The organism is Pseudomonas sp. S2_E02 (assembly GCF_054668355.1).
In genome coordinates, this window is the sequence record NZ_CP162761.1 from 2,994,239 (window position 1) to 3,010,982 (window position 16,744).

The window sequence follows — 16,744 nt, forward strand, 5'->3', positions numbered from 1 at the left end:
CCGTTGCTTTCAAAGCAATGCGGAAACTCACGCGTGTCGTTCAACCTGGGGTTGAACCCTAGTCAGATTTGTCACCACCGGCCAGATTCTTCTTCGTCCCGGTCTTGAAATCGGTTTCGTACCAACCGCTGCCGCTGAGGCGAAAGCCTGGCATGGACAGCTGTTTCTTGAGCTCTGGCGCCTGGCAGGCAGGGCAGTCGACCAGCGGTGCATCGCTGATCTTTTGAATGGCTTCCAACTGATGACCACAGGAAGCACATTGGTAATCGTACATCGGCATGGGGGTGTCTCGGCGATCAGATTGCCACCGCGCGCAGGGCTTTGCGGCGAAAGAGCGGGATTATATCGATTAAATGCGGCCTGTGCAGCCGTAAGACTGCACAGGCCGAGACCTCGTTTGCAACCGCCGTTTCAGAGCGATTCGGCAGTTGCTGCCTGCTTGACGCCGTTCATGACGCACACCACCCGCACCAGCGCGCTGAAATTTCTCACCCCGCCGTGACGCAGATGCACTTCGCGGTCAACGTGGGACAACAACGAGCTGATCGAACAGCAGTTATCTGCGGCCATATTGCCGAGGATGTTCCAGTAGACCCGCTCCAGCCGCAGGCAGGTCGCATAACCGTTCAGACGCACGGATCGTGACGATGGCTGAACCAGTGCCATGTCGAACTCGGTGACGAACGGATCAACTTTCAACTCATGGGGCAAGCCGACAATCCTGTCGCCTCGCCTGTCTCCCTCTGCCATATCGGTGACACTCCTTTGCCATCTCTGCTTGTTTGAAAAGTCACATCCTGTGGCTTTCATAAAAGCGCAGACACAAAGTTATAGCCAGACGACTTATTGACCGACACCGTAGGATAAGCCAACGACACAGGTAGGATTGCGGACAGCGCACGAGCACCGCTGGCGGGCCCGCGCGCCAGGGGGATTACGCCTCCAGCAGCGAGCGCAGCATCCACGCCGTTTTTTCGTGAACCTGCATGCGCTGGGTCAGCAGGTCTGCGGTCGGTTCATCGCTGACCTTGTCGAGCAGCGGGAAGATCCCACGGGCCGTGCGGGTCACGGCTTCCTGACCATCGACCAATTGTTTGATCATATCTTCGGCACTCGGCACGCCCACCTCTTCCTTGATAGACGAAAGGCGCGCGTACGTGGCATAGGCGCCCGGCGCCGGAAAGCCCAATGCGCGAATACGCTCGGCGATCGAATCTACGGCCAGCGCCAGCTCGTTGTATTGCTCTTCGAACATCAAATGCAGCGTACGAAACATCGGGCCGGTGACGTTCCAGTGGAAGTTGTGGGTTTTCAGATACAGCACGTAGGTGTCCGACAGCAGACGCGACAAGCCTTCGACGATGGATTTGCGATCTTCTTCACTGATACCGATATCGATTGCCATGTTTACCCCCTAACGGCGATTGAATTCATCCAACAGGTGCAGACCCACTCTAGCAAGCCTGCCGACACCCCGCAGCCCTGATCGGGTGCACACACTGCGACAAATCGACCGAGACGATGCCGCTGGCCGGGCTGATTTGAGTAGCCGCAGGCTTTGCTGTTAAATAGGCAGTGTGTCGCCATGCCCCATTTTTCGGGGCGTTGCGCATAGGCTGATGCCGTGAACGTGTCCACCGCCTCTTATTTTGTTCCGAAGCGAACCGTGCGCCTTCAGCTCTTCCTTGTGAGCCGTCATAAACGTGAGCCAATCAAAATGTTGAAAATCGTCCACCTGTTAATGGGCGCAGCGGCATTGCTGCTGTCGTTCATACCCAGCTTGAAATCCGAAGCCGTTCCCTACCTGCAACAACCCGATGCACTTTACCTGGCCTTTTTCGGCCTGCTGAACCTGGTGATTGCTCCAGTGATTCCTTTCTGGAACAAAGGCCCTCGTCAGCATCTGCAAAACCTGGTCAGCGCGCTGCTGGTACTGACCGTCGTCCTGCAAACCTTGACCCTGATCGCCCCGATGCCCGTCATCGCCGGTCAGCCAGCCGTGCTGTTCACTCTGGTGATCGCGCTGGTTGCCGTGGTCCTGCACCTGGCCGTCAGCTTCTATCGTTCTTCACCGGCTGCTGCTCCAACCAGCTATGACATGACCAATCGTGATACCGGTACCGTCAAGTGGTTCAACACCTCCAAAGGCTTCGGCTTTATCTCCCGCGATTCCGGCGATGATATCTTCGTGCACTTTCGCGCGATCCGTGGCGAAGGTCACCGCGTCCTGGTCGAAGGCCAGCGCGTGGAGTTCTCGGTAATGAACCGGGACAAAGGCCTGCAAGCCGAGGACGTGATCGCCGCGCTGCCGCGTCGCTGATCCAAGGCAATAAAAAACCGCGAGCAGCGTGCTGTTCGCGGTTTTTTTATGCCTGATGGAAAAGTGTCTGCCTCAGTCCTGTCTCAGTAATGTGGCGGTGGCGCCTCATCCTCGAAGGACTCGAACTGGCCGACCATCTCTTCCTGACGCTTGAGCAGCGCCGCCATCTGCAATTGCAGGCGCTCGACCACGCGCTGCTGCGCCACCAGCACGTCGTTCAACGACTGAATGGTGTCATCCTGAAACGCCAGACGACTTTCCAGATCGGTAACACGTTCTTCCAGATTCATGACTCAGTCCTCCACAAAGCTGAAATGCTCGGTCAACACCAGTCGCAACCGTTCGCGAATGGCAGCGACCTGCTCGGTACTGTAAGGCTTGGCCGGGTGTTTGCCCCAGACCGGCGCCGGCCAGGCTGCGTCGTCACGTTTGCGCACAATCACATGCATGTGCAACTGACTGACAACGTTACCCAAGGTCGCGACGTTCATTTTGTCGGCATCGAACAGATCCTTGAGCAGCTCAGCCAGCGCGGTGGTTTCCTGCCAAAACTGCTGTTGATCGGCGACATCCAACTGAAACAACTCACTGATATCGTCGCGACGAGGCACCAGAATGAACCAAGGGTAATTGGCATCATTGGACAACAGCAGTCGGCAGAGAGGGAAATCACCGATCGTCAGCGTGTCCTGTTGAAGTCGTGAATCTAAAGCAAACACTGCGCGCACTCCCGGCTGATCATTATTCAGCTTAGCGGCCATCCCGATGGGCAGCGCACCAAGCGACAGGACGGCAGCATACCTGCGAATGCGCCAGCCTTCACGACGACGGTGAACCCCGACGCTCTGCCAACGCCCCGAGATGTGACATTTGCGAGCGCGACGCACCAGCACGGAACCAACATCGACGTTCAGCGCAAAAAAATGACCAGAATCAGCAGAGACGTGCAGCGTCATGCCCCTTCAAGCTGTATGAATTCAGAACAGCTGTAAATTTTTTTGCACCAAAACCGCACAGTGCGTCTACGCTCACTGCGTCGGGCATCCGCCAAATACTCACTGGCGGGGTGAACCGGTAACGTTTTTGGTTGTCACGCGCGTTTCTCGGTGTGGCAACACCATAGGAGGAATGGCGTCAAGCACAGAAAAAATCAGGCTTGAAGCCCAGCTTTCACAAGGTTTTCACAAGCGCAGGCGGGTGTTCAGAGAAATAACCGCAACGAAATTGCGGTTTGTGCACGCTTGTTGCATTCGTACCCATATGGACTATAAGCGCACCACCGGAAGTGGATGCCTTAAGCCCCATAAAAACAGTGGCAGGGTTGCCCGATGGAGATTCAAGTGTTTTGCCAGGGACTCTTTTTTACCGATGCAAAAAGGCCCATAAACAGCGAGAAAGTTGTCAGTCCGGCTGCGTCGGTACTGTGAATTTGCGACATCCACCACGCCATTTGCGACACCGTCGTAAAGAAGCTGAAAGGTTGGAATAGCAAGTATCGCCAACATTGTCGGCGTGATATAAGTTTGCGCCGACACAAAAAGAAAGAGCCGCCCAGATAATAAAACAGGTGGGACGGCAGTACTCTTCTAAAACCAAAGGAGCAAATCACGATGCGCGTGATGAAGTGGAGCATGATCGCACTGGCAGTTGCTGCAGCCGCCAGTACTCAAGTGGCTACGGCCGCCCCGTTTGTTAGTGACCAGGCAGAAGCCAAAGGTTTTGTTGAAGACGCGAAACTCACCGAGACGTTGAAGAACTACTACTTCAACCGCGACAATAAAGACGGTGGCCATGATCAGAAAGACTGGACCCAAGGCTTTCTGGGTAATTTCACCTCCGGTTACACCCAAGGTACTGTCGGCGTAGGTATCGATGCATTCGGTTACCTGGCGATCAAACTGGATGGCGGTGACGGCACTTCCGGCACTGGCAACATGAGCCGCAGCGACACTCTGAAGGCTAACGGCTATGCTCACGACGTTAACGACAGCCAAGGTAAAGCCGGTGCTGCCGTTAAATTCCGCATCTCCAAAACCGAATTGAAAATCGGTGACCAACAGCCAAGCACAGCTCCAGTGTTCGCTGTCGGTGGTTCCCGCGTCATTCCTCAATCTGCCAGCGGCTTCCAGCTGCAGAGCAGCGAAGTCAAAGACCTTGACCTCGAAGCCGGTCACTTCTACTCGGCGACCAGCCAGGACAAAAACGCCCGTGATGGCGGCCTGTACGCTAACTACGCAGGCCAGGAAGCCAAGACCATCGACTATTTCGGTGGCAAATACGGCATCACCGAAAACCTGAGCGCATCGCTCTACGGCGCCAAACTGGAAGACATCTGGAACCAGTACTACGCCAACGTGAACCTCACCACTCCATTCGGTGGCGACACTTCGCTGAACACTGACTTCAACATCTACCGCACCACCGACACCGGTGACAAGCTGGCGGGTGACATCAGCAACACTGCCTTCTCCCTGGCAACCGCGCTGTCGTTCCTGAAAGCACACACCTTCACCCTGGCCTTCCAGAAGGTCAACGGCGATACCCCGTTCGACTACGTCGGTGTGGGTAAAAACAACCGTGGTGGCGACTCGATCTTCCTCGCCAACTCCATCCAGTACTCTGACTTCAACGGTCCTGGCGAGAAATCCGTGCAAGCCCGTTACGACCTGAAAATGGCCGAGTACGGCGTTCCAGGCCTGAGCTTCATGGTTCGTTACGTTAAAGGTTGGGACATTGACGGTACCGGTCTGGCTGCAAACAGCCAATACCGCACCAGCACTGGCGCTCCGCTGTACGGTGAAGATGGCAAACACCACGAAACCAACTTCGAAGCCAAGTATGTTGTTCAGTCTGGCCCGGCTAAAGACCTGTCCTTCCGCATTCGTCAAGCCTGGCACACTGCCAACGCTGACCAAGGCGAAGGCGATATCAAAGAGTTCCGTCTGATCACCGAATACCCACTGAACATCTTGTAATCGTCAGTGGTTAGTTTGGTTGAATGAAAAAGGCCCATCTTCGGATGGGCCTTTTTTGTTATCTGTCACTTGTAATAAATGCCTGACCAACAAGTCAGGCATTTAATTAGCAACCTATCATTGTGTTGCCGATTCCTGTACCACGCGAATCACCCGTTGTGGAAAAGGAATATCAATGCCGGCAGTTTTTAAACGGTCACGCGACTGTTCGTTAAACATGAACATCACGTCCCAGTAGTCTGCAGTTTTCACCCACACACGCAGGGAAACAGTGATCGAACTGTCGCCCAATGTCGAAATCACGGCCTGAGGTGCAGGATCCTGCAACACACGCTCATCCTTGGCCAGATCCAGCAGCACCTGACGGGCCTTCTGCAGATCGGCTTCGTAATCAACGCCGACATCAAACACGACCTTGCGAGTCGGCTGACGGTTGGTGTTGGTGATGATGCCGTTCGACAGGTTGCCGTTCGGTACGATGATGGTTTTGTTGTCGCCAGTACGCAGTACGGTGTGGAAAATCTGGATGCTGTCGACCGTACCCGATACGCCTTGCGCCTCGATCCAGTCACCGATACGGAACGGACGGAACAGCAGAATCAGCACGCCACCGGCGAAGTTCGCCAGACTGCCCTGCAACGCCAAGCCGATTGCCAGACCGGCCGCACCGATCGCAGCAACGAAGGAGGTAGTTTCAACGCCGATCATCGAAGCGACGCTGACAATCAGCAGCACTTTGAGAATGATGTTCGCCAGGCTGCTGATAAAGCCTTGCAGCGCCAGATCGGCATTACGCAGGGCCAGCAGACCACCGAGTTTTTGCGTGACCTTGTTGATCAGCCACCAGCCGATGGCCAGCGTGATCACTGCCAGCAGCACGCGGCTGCCGTATTCCATGATCATCGGAATCCACGCCTGGGATGCCTTGACCAGGTTGTCCACCTCAGCATTCAAATCCATGTTCTATCTCCTGATTTCCGGCCATTCGGCACGCGAAAAATAAGCGGCAGAAACCCGCCGGGTGTACACAAAACAATGTGGGAGCGAGCCTGCTCGCGAAGGCGCCGTGTCATTCAGCAATGAGTTGACTGACACACCGCCTTCGCGAGCAGGCTCGCTCCCACAGATCATCTGACCGAGCTTAGTCGCGGAAGTTGTTGAACTGCAGGGGCATGCCGAATTCCTTGGCCCGCAGGGCCGCGATGGCCTCTTGCAGGTCATCACGCTTCTTGCCGGTCACGCGTACCTGCTCGCCTTGAATGGCGGCCTGCACTTTCAGTTTGGCGTCCTTGATGTGGCCGACGATTTTCTTCGCCAGTTCCTTGTCGATGCCTTCCTTGAGTACCGCGTCCTGCTTCATCAGTTTGCCCGATGCGTAAGCGTCCTTGACCTCAAGGCACTGCACGTCGATCTTGCGCTTGACCAGCGCCAGCTTGAGGATTTCGATCATCGCTTCCAGCTGGAACCCGGCTTCAGCAGTCAGGCTGACGGTGAGGTCCTTTTCCTTGAACTCGAAGCTGCCTTTGCCTTTCAGGTCATAACGACGATCGAGTTCCTTCACGGCGTTCTCGACCGCGTTGGTGAGTTCGTGTTTGTCCAGTTCGGATACCACGTCGAACGACGGCATGTAATCTCTCCAATAAAAAGGCGCGCTCGATATGGATGGAGCGCGCTTGGCTTGCGGTTAAAATCGGGCTCATTATAACGGGTCTTTTCCCACCGACACGGCGAGCCGCACATGCCTGTACGCAATCGAGCAAAAAACTGATGGCCACCCCCTGGCACGTTCTTGGCGCCGGCAGCCTCGGCACATTGTGGGCCACGCGTCTGGCGCGGGCCGGCCTGCCGGTCCGGCTGATCGTGCGTGACGCCAAGCGCTTGCGCAGCTATGAAGCCGTGGGCGGATTGACGCTGGTCGAACAAGGTCAGGCCAGCACCTATGCCGTGCCCGGGGAAACACCCGACAGCCCCGAGCCGATCCGCCGTTTGCTGGTGGCCTGCAAAGCCTACGACGCCGAAAGCGCCGTCGCCCGCCTCGCCCCACGGCTGACTGCGGACGCCGAACTGATCCTCCTGCAAAACGGCCTCGGCAGTCAGGACGCCGTCGCCAACCGTGTGCCGCTGGCACGCTGCATCAGCGCTTCAAGCACCGAGGGTGCCTTTCGCGATGGCGACTGGCGTGTGGTGTTCGCCGGTCACGGATTCACTTGGCTGGGCGACGCGGGCCATCCGGTCGCGCCGATCTGGCTGGACGATCTGGACGCGGCAAAGATCCCCCACGAATGGAGCACCGATATCCTTACGCGGTTGTGGCGCAAACTGGCGCTCAACTGCGCGATCAATCCGCTGACCGTGCTGCACCATTGCCGCAACGGTGGCTTGCAGGAGCACCATTGCGAAGTCGCCACCCTGTGCGCCGAACTCGCCGAATTGCTCGAGCGCTGCGGCCAACCCGCCGCCGCCGACAACCTGCAACAGGAAGTCGAACGGGTGATCCACGCTACGGCTGCCAATTACTCGTCGATGTATCAGGACGTCGCCAACCAGCGCCGCACCGAAATCAGCTATCTGTTGGGCCACGCCTGCAAAGTCGCCACGCGCCACCAGTTGAACCTGCCGCACCTCAATCGATTGCAGCAACGACTGGTCGCTCATCTGCACAGCCTCGGATTGCCCAGCGACTGAGCAGCGGCTACGCTGGCCACTTGTTCCTTTGTTGCGATAAACCTGATGCCATTGCGCCAGCGTCTCGAAAACCTGCCGGTCGGCCAGAAACTGCTGGCCGCCCTCCTGGTGCTGTTGACCACTGTATTGCTGGTCGCCAACCTGACATTTATCAGTGCCGCCTATTACATCTCTCAGGAAAGCATGGCACCACAGGCCTTGCAGACCATCGGCCGACTGATTGCCAACCCGAGCCTGGTCAGCGAAGCGCTGCAATCACCGCAAAGCGCCGAGCGTCTGCTCAAGGAACTCGACAGTTACTCACCGCTGCGCGCCGCCGCCCTTTATGACGGCAAGGGCGAACGGCTGGCGCAAGTCCAGCGCGGCGACAAACTCAGCCTGCCAGAACGCTATCGGCACATCGAAGCGTGGCAACTGACCGAGTTTCGCAGCAACCAGTTGATCACCCTGCCCCGCCCCGGCACCGCGCCAGGCCATCTGTTGCTGGTGGCCAGCAGCGAGCTGCCGATGGCGTTCTACACTGGCACGCTGACCGCGAGCCTCGGTATCCTGATTTTCAGCGTGCTGCTGTGGCTGGTGATTGCCCGGCAGATCAAACGCCTGATCACCCGGCCGATTCATCAGCTTGAGGAATTGTCGCGCCAGGTCACCCGCGAAGAAAACTACGCCCTGCGCGCCTCGCGCGGCAATCATGACGAGATCGGCAGCCTCGCCGAGGCGTTCAACACCATGCTCTCGCGCATCGAAGCCCGCGAACAGCAACTCAAGCGCGCCCGCGACGACTCACAAGCGGCTTACGATCAGGCTCAGGGCCTGGCTGAGGAAACCCGCCACACCAATCGCAAACTGGAACTGGAAGTGCAGGTGCGCAGCAAGATCGAAAAGAAACTCACCGGTTTCCAGAACTACCTCAACAGCATCATCGACTCAATGCCCTCGGCACTGATCGCCCTCGACGAGCAGCTCTACGTCACCCAGTGGAATCAGGAGGCCAGCGCCCTTTCCGGCACTCGGCTGGACGAAGCACTTAACCAGCCGATCTTTCTTGCCTTCGAACCGCTCAAGCCATTTCTGCCGCAACTCAAGCAGACTGTCGAGCAGCACACCGTAGCGAAAATCGAGCGGGTAACCTGGTTCAAGGATGAAGAACCGAAGCATTACGCGCTGACCTTCTATCCATTGATGGGTGGCGCTGGGCGTGGTGTGGTGATCCGCATCGACGACATCACCCAGCGTCTGTCGCTGGAAGAAATGATGGTGCAGTCGGAAAAAATGCTCTCGGTCGGTGGCCTCGCCGCCGGCATGGCCCACGAAATCAACAACCCGCTGGGTGCGATCCTGCACAACGTGCAGAACATCCGTCGACGCCTGTCCGCCGACCTGCCGAAGAACCTCGAAACCGCCGAGCAACTGGGCATTGAACTGGACACGGTGAACCGCTATCTGCAAGGTCGCGAAGTGCCGCAACTGCTCGATGGCATTCAACAGGCCGGCGCTCGCGCGGCGAAAATCGTCACCCACATGCTCAGCTTCAGCCGCCGCAGTACCCGGCAAATGGCGCCGTGCGATCTGCCGGCACTGATCGATCAAGCCGTGGAAATCGCCGGCAACGACTTCGACCTGGCCATCGGCTTCGACTTCAAGGGCCAGGCGATCATCCGTCAGTTCGACCCGGCGCTCGGCCCGGTACCGGGCACCGCCAACGAACTCGAGCAAGTGCTGCTCAACCTGTTGAAAAACGCTGCACAGGCTATTCACCAGCGCGAAGACGACAGCGAGCCGGGGCGAATCATTCTGCGCACCAGGCTTAATCCGCCGTGGGCCGAAATTCAGGTCGAGGATAACGGCATCGGCATGAGCGAGAGCGTGCGCAAACGCACCTTCGAGCCGTTCTTCACCACCAAGGAAATCGGCCAGGGCACCGGGCTTGGCTTGTCGGTGTCTTACTTCATCATCACCAACAATCACAAAGGGCAGATGGAGGTGCAGTCAGCACCGGGCCAGGGCACGTGTTTCACCTTGCGCCTGCCGCTGACGCAACCACTGCCCCTTGCTGCCGAAACCAATCCATTATCGAGGTAACCCATGGGCTTTCGCCTGTCGAAAATCTACACCCGCACCGGCGACAAAGGTGAAACCGGCCTGGGCGATGGCCGCCGCGTCCCCAAGGACCATCCACGCGTCGAGGCCATTGGCGAGGTCGATACGCTGAACAGTCAGGTCGGCGTGTTGCTGGCGGGGCTGATAGCCGAACGCGAGACCTATCCGGGACTGAATGAACTGATCGAGGTGTTGGCGCCTTGTCAGCATCGCTTGTTTGATCTCGGTGGCGAGCTGGCCATGCCGGCGTATCAGGCGTTGAATGCGGCGGAAATCGAACGCCTGGAAACGGCGATTGACGTGTGGAATGAGGAGTTGGGGCCGCTGGAGAATTTCATTCTGCCGGGCGGTTCCATGCTGATTGCGCAGGCGCATGTCTGCCGGAGTCTGGCCAGGAGTGCCGAGCGGCGTTGTCAGCATTTGAATGCGATCGAGCCATTGGCCGGGGTTGGGTTGGCGTATATCAATCGGTTGTCGGATTTGTTGTTTGTGGCGGCGCGGTTGATTGCGCGGCGGCAGGGGATTGCGGAGATTCTTTGGCAACCGGCGGCAAAGCCTGCAGAAAAGTAGTGCCTGACAGGCCGCCTTCGCGAGCAAGCTCGCTCCCACAGTTGATTGGGTTCATCCAGTTGGAATGCAGTCAAATGTGGGAGTGAGCTTGCTCGCGAAGAGGTCAGCAGCCTTTACAGAGAATCAGGCCAGAACGCGCGAATCCCCGCCACGCCTTGCGCACCCACGCCCCAGGCTTTTTCGCGCTCCGCCGGGCCAACCCCGCCCAACAGAAACACCGGCTTGCTGAAGCCTTCGATCAACGCCTCAGCCTGCTCCCAGCCCAACGGCTGTGCATCCGGGTGGGTCAAGGTCGGCTGCACTGGCGACAGCGTGACGAAATCCACGCCCATCTGCTCGGCCAGCGCCAGTTCTTCAGCGTTGTGGCACGACGCCGCCAACCAGCGCTCCGCCGGCAACGGCCGCCCCGCCGCTGCGTATTTGCGCAATTGTGCAGAAGTGATGTGCCATCCGGCAGACGGGAAATCGCCGAGCCACTCGAACGGACCTTTGATCATCAACTGCGCCTTGCCCGCGCACAGCCCGGCCGCATCGACAGCCAGATCGCGATACTTGGGGTCATAGCCGTTCGGCGCGCGCAACTGGATCAGTTTGATCCCACCGGCAATCGCCTTCTGGATACCGCGCAGCAGAGCCGGGGTCTCCAGGTCCTCCGGCGTAATCAAGTACTCCGCAGGCAAACGCGCGGCGGCAACGATCGGCTGGTTGGCGGCCGGGAATTCGTAGCTCGCCAGTTCCTTCGCCGTGACCCAGGCCAACGGCTGCCCTTCGGCACCGTGCGGTTCGCCGGTGAAGGCCGAGACTTCCCAGACATCCAGCAATACCTGTTTGTCGGGGTAATCGTGACGCACTTTGATCAGCGGGCGGGCTGAGCTAACTACTATGCCCAACTCTTCGTGCAGCTCACGGGCCAGTGCGCTTTCGACCGACTCGTCGGCCTCGACCTTGCCGCCGGGAAACTCCCACAGACCACCCTGATGCTGGGTGTCGGCGCGGCGGGCGATGAGGATTTTGCCACTGTTGTCACGAATGACCGCAGCGGCGACGTGTACACGTTTCACGGATTCAACTCCTCCAGTCCAGCCTTCTGCCATGCCTTGAAGGCGGGCCATTGGTAGACGGTTTCAACATAGGCTTCGTCGGCGGCCGGCAGCGTCACCTGATAGGTGCGCAAACGCACGGCAATCGGCGCGAAGAAGGCATCGGCCAGACTCACCCGACCGAACAGGTAAGGCCCGCTCTCGGTCGCGGCGACGCGGCATTCGGCCCACAGTGCGAGCATGCGTTCGATGTCGACCTTCACTTCTGGCGGCACCGGGTTCAGCGGCGCGTCATGATTGAGGTTGAAGGGCATATGATTGCGCATGGCGAAAAAGCCGCTGTGCATTTGGGCGCAGGCGGATCGCGCCTGGGCACGGGCGAATATATCTGTCGGCCAGAGTTGCTCGGACGGAAACTGCTCGGCGAGGTACTCGGCGATGGCTAAGGAGTCAGCGATGGTGCCGCGCGAGGTTTGCAGCAGCGGGACCTTGGCAGTCGGCGAGTGCTTGAGCAGCAGCGCGCGGGTGTCGGGCTTGCCGAGTTTGATCAGTTCTTCGCTGTAGGGTGCGCCGGTCAGTTCAACGGCCAGAGCGGCGCGCAGGGACCAGGAGGAAAGCAGTTTGTCGCCGATGATCAGGTGCAGGGACATGGGTGTGGCGCCTTTTCGTCAGAGGAAGCTTCTAAACTTGTCGAGTCTGAACCATCGCTTTCGCGAGCAAGCTCGCTCCCACAGGTTCTTGGGTGTACACAGCATGTGTGAACGGCCGAAACCACTGTGGGAGCGAGCTTGCTCGCGAAGAGGCCGACAGCCCGCCCCCACCTTTTAGATCAAGTGCGGTATTCAGCGTTGATCTTCACGTATTCATGCGACAGGTCAGTGGTCCAGATGGTTTCGCTGCAATCGCCGCGACCCAGCTCGATACGGATGGTGATTTCTTCCTGCTGCATCACCGCCGAGCCCTGGGCTTCAGTGTAGGTCGCCGCACGGGCGCCACGGCTGGCAATGCACACGTCGCCGAGGAACACGTCGATCTTGCTTACATCCAGATCCGGCACGCCGGCGCGGCCGACGGCGGCGAGGATACGGCCCCAGTTCGGGTCGGAGGCAAACAGCGCGGTCTTGATCAGCGGCGAGTGCGCCACGGTGTAGCCAACGTCCAGGCACTCCTGATGGTTGCCGCCGCCATTCACTTCCACGGTGACAAACTTGGTCGCGCCTTCGCCGTCACGCACGATGGCCTGGGCCACGTCCATGCACACTTCGAACACCGCTAGCTTGAGTTTGGCAAACAGCTCGCCTTCGGCACGGGTGATTTCCGGCAGTGCAGCCTTGCCGGTGGCAATCAGCATGCAGCAGTCGTTGGTCGAAGTGTCGCCGTCGATGGTGATGCGGTTGAACGACTTGTTCGCACCATCGAGCATCAAGCTGTGCAGGACGTCGCGGGAGACTTTGGCGTCAGTGGCGATGTAACCGAGCATGGTCGCCATGTTCGGACGGATCATGCCCGCGCCTTTGCTGATGCCGGTCACGGTGATGGTCACGCCGTCATGCTCGAACTGGCGGCTGGCGCCCTTCGGCAGGGTGTCGGTGGTCATGATCCCGGTGGCAGCGGCTTCCCAGTTGTTTTCCGACAGATCATCCAGTGCGGCTTGCAGCGCGCCTTCGATCTTCTCGACCGGCAGCGGCTCGCCGATCACACCGGTGGAGTACGGCAGAATCTGGCTGGCATCAACGCCAGTCAACTCGGCCAATTTGGCAGTGGTACGTTCAGCGGCGGCCAGGCCCGGCTCACCGGTGCCAGCGTTGGCGTTGCCAGTGTTGGTCAGCAGATAACGCACGTCATTCTGTACGCGCTTCTTCGCCAGGATCACTGGCGCGGCACAAAAGGCGTTCAAGGTGAACACGCCCGCCACGGTCGAGCCTTCGGCGCAGCGCATCACAACGACATCTTTGCGCCCGGGGCGCTTGATGCCGGCCGAGGCGATACCGAGTTCAAAACCGGCAACCGGGTGCAACGTTGGCAAAGGACCAAGACCAACAGCCATGAATGCGCTCCTTACTCAATGATGTCAGCACCGTCACTCGCAGCGACGGTGGTTTAAATGGCAAAACGCCGCGACGGCAGGAGCCGGTCGCGGCGCGGGTATTTCAGCAGTTGAAACGGGGTTTACTGGATCTGCCCGTGGCAATGCTTGAATTTCTTGCCCGAACCGCAGTAGCACAGCTCGTTGCGGCCCAGCTTCTGCTCGTTGCGAACCGGCGCCGTGGCGAGGGCCACATCGACCTCTTCACCCAGTACTTCCGGTTGCTCCAGACCAGGGGCCTCGGCGTGTTCGAACTGCATGCGGGCGGCCAGTGCTTCGGCTTCCTGACGCAGACGTTGCTCTTCGGCTTCCGGATCTTCGCGGCGCACCTGAACGTGCGACAGCACACGGATCGAGTCGCGCTTGATCGAGTCGAGCAGTTCGGAGAACAGCGTGAACGACTCGCGCTTGTATTCCTGCTTCGGGTTCTTCTGCGCGTAACCACGCAGGTGGATACCGTGACGCAGGTGATCCATGGTCGACAGGTGGTCTTTCCACAGGTCGTCCAGCACGCGCAGTACGATTTGCTTCTCGAACGAGCGCAGTGCGTCGGCACCGGCCTGGTCTTCTTTCTCGTTGTACGCCGCCATCAGCTCGGTCATGAGCTTCTCGCGCAGGGTTTCTTCGTACAGGTGATCGTCTTCGTCGAGCCACTGCTGGATCGGCAGTGTCACGCCGAAGTCGCTGGCAATCGAAGCTTCCAGACCGGCCACGTCCCACTGCTCAGGCAGCGACTGCGGCGGAATGTGCGCGCTGACGGTGGCGTTGAGCACGTCCTGACGGAAATCGGCGATGGTTTCACCGATGTTGTCGGCGGCCAGCAACGTGTTACGCATGTGATAGATCACTTTACGCTGTTCGTTGTTGACGTCATCGAACTCGAGCAGTTGCTTACGGATATCGAAGTTGCGGCCTTCAACCTTGCGCTGCGCCTTCTCGATCGCGTTGGTCACCATGCGGTGTTCGATCGCTTCGCCCGGCTGCATGCCCAGGGCTTTCATGAAGTTCTTCACTCGATCAGAAGCGAAGATGCGCATCAGGCTGTCTTCCAGCGACAGGTAGAAGCGGCTGGAACCGGCGTCACCCTGACGGCCGGCACGGCCACGTAGCTGGTTGTCGATACGACGGGATTCGTGACGCTCGGAGGCAATCACCTGCAAACCGCCGGATTCCAGCACTTGCTGGTGGCGCTTCTGCCAGTCGGCCTTGATCTGGGCAATCTGCTCAGGGGTCGGGTCTTCCAGCGACGCGACTTCCACTTCCCAGTTACCGCCCAACAGGATGTCGGTACCACGACCGGCCATGTTGGTGGCGATAGTCAGGGCGCCCGGACGACCGGCCTGCGCGATGATCTCGGCTTCTTTTTCGTGGAACTTGGCGTTAAGAACCTTGTGTTCGATGCCTTCCTTCACGAGCAATGCGGACATGTGCTCGGAGGTTTCGATGGTGGCAGTACCCACCAGCACCGGACGGCCGGCCGCCATGCTTTCCTTGATGTCCGCAACAATGGCCGCGTACTTCTCTTCGGCGGTCAGGAACACCAGGTCGTTGAAGTCTTTACGCGCCAACGGTTTGTTCGGCGGAATGACCATGACTTCCAGACCATAGATCTGGTGGAATTCGAACGCTTCGGTGTCGGCGGTACCGGTCATGCCGGACAGCTTGGTGTACAGACGGAAGTAGTTCTGGAAGGTGGTCGAGGCCAGCGTCTGGCTCTCGGCCTGAATGTTCAGGCCTTCCTTGGCTTCGATGGCCTGGTGCAGGCCTTCGGACAAACGACGACCCGGCATGGTACGACCGGTGTGTTCGTCGACCAGTACGACCTGACCATCCTGCACGATGTATTCAATGTTGCGATTGAACAGCTTGTGCGCACGCAGACCGGCATACACGTGGGTCAGCAGGCCCAAATTGTGTGCCGAGTACAGGCTCTCGCCTTCAGCCAGCAGGCCGACGCGGGTGAGCATGTCTTCGATGAACTGGTGACCGGCTTCGTTGAGTTCAACCTGACGGGTCTTCTCGTCAACGGTGTAGTGGCCAGCCTTGGTGACTTCGCCTTCGACTTCTTCAACGTGCAGTTCCAGCTGCGGGATCAGTTTATTGATCTCCATGTACAGCTTGGAGCTGTCCTCGGCCTGACCGGAAATGATCAGCGGGGTACGCGCTTCGTCGATGAGGATGGAGTCGACTTCGTCGATCACGGCAAAGTTGAGTTCGCGCTGGAATTTTTCTTCCATGCTGAACGCCATGTTGTCGCGCAGGTAGTCGAAACCGAATTCGTTGTTGGTGCCGTAGGTGATGTCGGCGGCGTAGGCCAGACGCTTCTCTTCCGGCGGCTGGAACGGCGTCACGACTCCGACGGTCAGGCCGAGGAATTCATACAGCGGGCGCATCCAGTTGGCGTCACGACGCGCCAGGTAGTCGTTCACCGTCACAACGTGCACGCCCTTGCCGGACAATGCGTTGAGGTAAACACCCAGGGTCGCTACGAGGGTTTTACCCTCACCGGTGCGCATTTCGGCGATCTTGCCTTCGTGCAAGGTCATGCCACCGACGAGCTGTACGTCGAAGTGGCGCATACCCATGATGCGCTTGCCGGCTTCGCGGGCGACCGCAAAGGCTTCTGGCAACAGCTTGTCGAGGGTTTCCCCTTTGGCGATGCGGGCCTTGAACTCAGCGGTCTTGGCGCGCAATTGATCGTCCGAAAGGGCCACCATTTGCTCTTCGAAGGCATTGACGAGCTGCACCGTCTTGAGCATGCGTTTGACTTCACGCTCGTTCTTGCTTCCAAAAAGTTTCTTTAACAAAGGCGCAAACATATCGGCAGGATCTTCCACACTAAAGGGATGGAGGGCGGCCCCGTGAGCGTCGCCCGTGCAGCCCTCATGGCCGCATGCGAACGAGCATTCTACCCGGAAACGGAAGTGAGGAAAGTGGCGATGTTCCACGATGCTGGCACTGCGCTTTG

At 58.7% G+C, this 16,744-nt stretch carries 16 protein-coding genes; 5 read left to right on the forward strand and 11 right to left on the reverse strand.

What is annotated here, in order from left to right; genetic code table 11:
• Positions 1–58: 58 nt before the first annotated feature.
• From AB4O01_RS13450 to AB4O01_RS13460, 3 genes are all read right to left on the reverse strand, one after another.
• The gene (locus tag AB4O01_RS13450; RefSeq protein ID WP_093430491.1) at positions 59–280 is read right to left on the reverse strand and encodes an FmdB family zinc ribbon protein; all 222 of its coding nucleotides are present in this window, start codon (positions 278–280) and stop codon (positions 59–61) included.
• Between the two features lie 131 nt (positions 281–411).
• Positions 412–750 carry a ribbon-helix-helix domain-containing protein gene (locus tag AB4O01_RS13455; RefSeq protein WP_186623888.1) on the reverse strand — a complete coding sequence of 113 codons (339 nt, stop codon included), beginning with the start codon at positions 748–750 and terminating at the stop codon, positions 412–414.
• A 184-nt stretch (positions 751–934) separates the two neighbouring features.
• Complete coding sequence (locus tag AB4O01_RS13460; protein WP_038366640.1) at positions 935–1,405, reverse strand: Dps family protein; 471 nt, start codon at positions 1,403–1,405, stop codon at positions 935–937.
• Between the two features lie 312 nt (positions 1,406–1,717).
• Here AB4O01_RS13460 and AB4O01_RS13465 point away from each other — a divergent pair, with 312 nt between their 5' ends.
• Positions 1,718–2,320, forward strand: a complete 603-nt coding sequence (locus AB4O01_RS13465) for a cold-shock protein (protein ID WP_007912746.1) — start codon at positions 1,718–1,720, stop codon at positions 2,318–2,320.
• 83 nt (positions 2,321–2,403) lie between these two features.
• On the opposite strand, the gene AB4O01_RS13470 is transcribed toward AB4O01_RS13465, so the two are convergent.
• Complete coding sequence (locus AB4O01_RS13470; protein ID WP_093430493.1) at positions 2,404–2,610, reverse strand: SlyX family protein; 207 nt, start codon at positions 2,608–2,610, stop codon at positions 2,404–2,406.
• Between the two features lie 3 nt (positions 2,611–2,613).
• Positions 2,614–3,039 carry an HIT domain-containing protein gene (locus tag AB4O01_RS13475; RefSeq protein WP_460092265.1) on the reverse strand — a complete coding sequence of 142 codons (426 nt, stop codon included), beginning with the start codon at positions 3,037–3,039 and terminating at the stop codon, positions 2,614–2,616.
• An 891-nt stretch (positions 3,040–3,930) separates the two neighbouring features.
• Here AB4O01_RS13475 and AB4O01_RS13480 point away from each other — a divergent pair.
• On the forward strand, positions 3,931–5,295 hold the full coding sequence (locus AB4O01_RS13480) for an OprD family porin (protein WP_460092035.1): 1,365 nt from the start codon (positions 3,931–3,933) through the stop codon (positions 5,293–5,295).
• Between the two features lie 117 nt (positions 5,296–5,412).
• Here the strand turns inward: AB4O01_RS13480 and AB4O01_RS13485 are convergent, their stop codons facing one another.
• On the reverse strand, positions 5,413–6,255 hold the full coding sequence (locus tag AB4O01_RS13485; RefSeq protein WP_034153426.1) for a mechanosensitive ion channel family protein: 843 nt from the start codon (positions 6,253–6,255) through the stop codon (positions 5,413–5,415).
• Positions 6,256–6,436: 181 nt separating this feature from the next.
• Entirely contained in the window at positions 6,437–6,922 is a 486-nt protein-coding gene (locus tag AB4O01_RS13490) for a YajQ family cyclic di-GMP-binding protein (protein WP_007912755.1), read from the reverse strand.
• 140 nt (positions 6,923–7,062) lie between these two features.
• On the opposite strand from AB4O01_RS13490, the gene AB4O01_RS13495 reads away from it, so the two are divergent.
• Genes AB4O01_RS13495 through AB4O01_RS13505 form a run of 3 tightly spaced genes read left to right on the forward strand, consistent with a single transcriptional unit; the run spans position 7,063 to position 10,650 of the window.
• A complete protein-coding gene (locus tag AB4O01_RS13495; RefSeq protein WP_460092036.1) occupies positions 7,063–7,980 on the forward strand; it encodes a putative 2-dehydropantoate 2-reductase in 918 nt (305 codons plus the stop codon).
• A 45-nt stretch (positions 7,981–8,025) separates the two neighbouring features.
• Positions 8,026–10,062, forward strand: a complete 2,037-nt coding sequence (locus tag AB4O01_RS13500; RefSeq protein WP_460092038.1) for a sensor histidine kinase — start codon at positions 8,026–8,028, stop codon at positions 10,060–10,062.
• Positions 10,063–10,065: 3 nt separating this feature from the next.
• The gene (locus AB4O01_RS13505; RefSeq protein WP_460092040.1) at positions 10,066–10,650 is read left to right on the forward strand and encodes a cob(I)yrinic acid a,c-diamide adenosyltransferase; all 585 of its coding nucleotides are present in this window, start codon (positions 10,066–10,068) and stop codon (positions 10,648–10,650) included.
• Positions 10,651–10,763: 113 nt separating this feature from the next.
• Here AB4O01_RS13505 and AB4O01_RS13510 read toward each other — a convergent pair whose 3' ends face one another.
• From AB4O01_RS13510 to secA, 4 genes are all read right to left on the reverse strand, one after another.
• Positions 10,764–11,711: a Nudix family hydrolase gene (locus AB4O01_RS13510; RefSeq protein ID WP_460092041.1), complete on the reverse strand. Its 948-nt coding sequence runs from the start codon at positions 11,709–11,711 to the stop codon at positions 10,764–10,766.
• Positions 11,708–12,340 carry a glutathione S-transferase family protein gene (locus AB4O01_RS13515; protein WP_414926969.1) on the reverse strand — a complete coding sequence of 211 codons (633 nt, stop codon included), beginning with the start codon at positions 12,338–12,340 and terminating at the stop codon, positions 11,708–11,710. The genes AB4O01_RS13510 and AB4O01_RS13515 overlap by 4 nt, the downstream gene beginning before the upstream one ends.
• A gap of 179 nt (positions 12,341–12,519) precedes the next feature.
• A complete protein-coding gene (gene argJ / locus AB4O01_RS13520; RefSeq protein WP_116255080.1) occupies positions 12,520–13,737 on the reverse strand; it encodes a bifunctional glutamate N-acetyltransferase/amino-acid acetyltransferase ArgJ in 1,218 nt (405 codons plus the stop codon).
• 122 nt (positions 13,738–13,859) lie between these two features.
• Positions 13,860–16,595 (reverse strand): preprotein translocase subunit SecA, encoded by a 2,736-nt coding sequence (gene secA, locus AB4O01_RS13525; RefSeq protein ID WP_093430502.1) that lies wholly within the window; start codon positions 16,593–16,595, stop codon positions 13,860–13,862.
• Positions 16,596–16,744 lie beyond the last annotated feature (149 nt).